This is a genomic window from Nocardia sp. CC201C (genome assembly GCF_030010695.1).
GTDB lineage: Bacteria > Actinomycetota > Actinomycetes > Mycobacteriales > Mycobacteriaceae > Nocardia > Nocardia otitidiscaviarum.
Window position 1 is genome coordinate 1 of sequence record NZ_JASCXP010000681.1, and the last position, 2,065, is coordinate 2,065.

Genomic DNA, 2,065 nt, shown 5'->3' on the forward strand with positions numbered 1-2,065 from the left:
CGCCCTACGGTTCGTTTCCACCGTCGACGAGCTCGACGCGCTCCCGCTGCTCTCGGTCATCATGGCCGCCAAACCGTCCCGCTCGGTCTTCCAGAAGTGGATCGACCGCCAGGAGGGCGGACCCATCTGGGTTCGCATGATGAGCGACGACCGCTACACCTCCGAGGAGCTGAGCGTCGGCCCGTTCCCGCTCTCGGCCCCGCAGCGGTTCTGGTTCGTCGTGCTCTACGACCCGTCGGTGCAGGGCCATCCGAACGATTGGGAGATCGTCGACGAGCTGGCGCGCGACCGCGCCGAATAATCGGATGCGCGGGCCCACGACCCCGTCCTACCGTGGTTCGGGTGGAGGTCATGTTCAAACGCACCGGCCAGCGTCGCTATGCGACGGTGGTGACCGATGCCGCGCACGGTGCCCGCGAACTCGATCCGGCTCCCGGATATCACGATGACGTCCCGCACGATCTGGCGCACTACCTGGTGGAATGTGAGCTCGGCCTGACCGCTGGGGTGTTCGGTCGCGCCGCCCGCGGTGGCGGCGCGTTCCGCCCGGTGTCCACGGGCGCGCAGGATGCCCGCGCCGCCCGCCGCCATTCCCGCAAACAGCGCCAGCGCGAGGACCGGCTGCGCCTCACCGATCACGACGGCGACAACGAGATGAACCTGTCCGAGCGACTCGCCGGGCTGTGCCTGGTCTACTGGGCGCGGCGGCACGACCCCACGGCGCGGCGCCCCTCCTGGGCCGCCGCCGAGGCGGAACTGGACGACTCACACCGCGCCGCCCTCGAACGGATCGTCGATCGCCTCGATGTGCTGGCTCCGCGCTGGCGGGCGCTCCGCGTCGGCGATGCGATCGGCTTCACCTGGCCGTATCCGGAGCCGACGACACCGTAGACATCTCCGATGACGCGCACGGGACGCGGGCGGGATTCACCGCCCGCGTCCCGCGCGGCGAGCGGTCGTCGGCCTCCCGACGTGCCTATACTCCTGCACCGAATCGCACCGCCGCGCTACCGTCCGGCAGTCCGCGGCGGCTCATATCGCTCGGTCCCCGCATGTCTGATCGAATCCCGCCTGCCCGTGGACGAATCTCGGAGGTACCGCATGAGTCGACACACGCCCTATTTCGCCGATGTCCAATCGCACTACGACCTCTCGGATGAATTCTTCTTCCTGTTCCTCGATCCGACCCGCACCTACAGCTGCGGATATTTCGAGCGCCCGGACTACTCCCTAGAACAGGCACAACTGGCCAAGATCGACCTCGCGCTCGGAAAGCTCGACCTGCGGCCGGGAATGACACTGCTCGATATCGGCTGCGGTTGGGGATCGACCATGGTGCGGGCGTTGGAGCGGTACGACGTGAACGTCATCGGCCTGACCCTGAGTCGCAACCAGCACGCCTATGTCGAATCGCTGCTCGACCAGCGGCCCTCGGGTCGCCGCGCCGAGGTCAGGGTGCAGGGATGGGAGGAGTTCGACGAGCGGGTAGACCGGATCGTCAGCATCGGCGCGTTCGAGCACTTCCGGCGGGAGCGCTACGCGGACTTCTTCGACTTCGCCTATGCCGCGCTGCCCGACGAGGGTCGAATGCTGTTGCACACCATCGTCATGTACACACAGGGACATCTGCACGATCACGGCATCACCTACACCCGCGACGATGTCGATTTCCTGAAGTTCATTCGGAAGGAGATCTTCCCGGGCGGGTGCCTCCCGTTTCCGGCCAGCTCGGCATTCGGCGGCGTCAAGGAATTCGCCGAGGCCGCCGATTTCACGGTGGAGCGGATTCACCCGCTGCAACCGCATTACGCCAAGACCCTGGACCACTGGGCCGCGGCGCTGCGGCAACGCCGCGCGGAGGCCATCGCGCTGTGCGGCGAGGAAACCTATGACACCTACATTCGGTATCTGACCGGTTGCGCGGCCCGATTCCGCTCCGGGCTCATCGATGTCATGCAGTTCACCTGCGTCAAATAGCGGACGGCGGCCGGTGGATAGGGACGTGCCGCTACACCCGCCCGCAGGCCCGAGGCGTCACACCCCCGGCTACAGCTGGGCGTTGTAA

General features: G+C 67.0%; 3 protein-coding genes. All 3 read left to right on the forward strand.

All coding sequences use genetic code 11. From position 1 onward, the window contains the following. Positions 1–301, forward strand: a 301-nt coding sequence (locus QK444_RS35855; RefSeq protein ID WP_282786504.1) for a hypothetical protein, incomplete at its 5' end; no start/stop codon positions are given. A 50-nt stretch (positions 302–351) separates the two neighbouring features. Continuing rightward, a complete protein-coding gene (locus tag QK444_RS35860) occupies positions 352–891 on the forward strand; it encodes a hypothetical protein (RefSeq protein WP_282786508.1) in 540 nt (179 codons plus the stop codon). A gap of 210 nt (positions 892–1,101) precedes the next feature. Beyond that, positions 1,102–1,977 carry a cyclopropane mycolic acid synthase family methyltransferase gene (locus QK444_RS35865; RefSeq protein ID WP_282786506.1) on the forward strand — a complete coding sequence of 292 codons (876 nt, stop codon included), beginning with the start codon at positions 1,102–1,104 and terminating at the stop codon, positions 1,975–1,977. The last annotated feature ends 88 nt before the right edge of the window (positions 1,978–2,065 follow it).

Excerpts from the sequence above, each read along its gene's own strand:
- QK444_RS35860 (WP_282786508.1), top strand. The coding sequence starts at position 352 with ATGTTCAAACGCACCGGCCAGCGTCGCTATGCGACGGTGGTGACCGAT.
- QK444_RS35865 (WP_282786506.1), top strand. The coding sequence starts at position 1,102 with ATGAGTCGACACACGCCCTATTTCGCCGATGTCCAATCGCACTACGAC.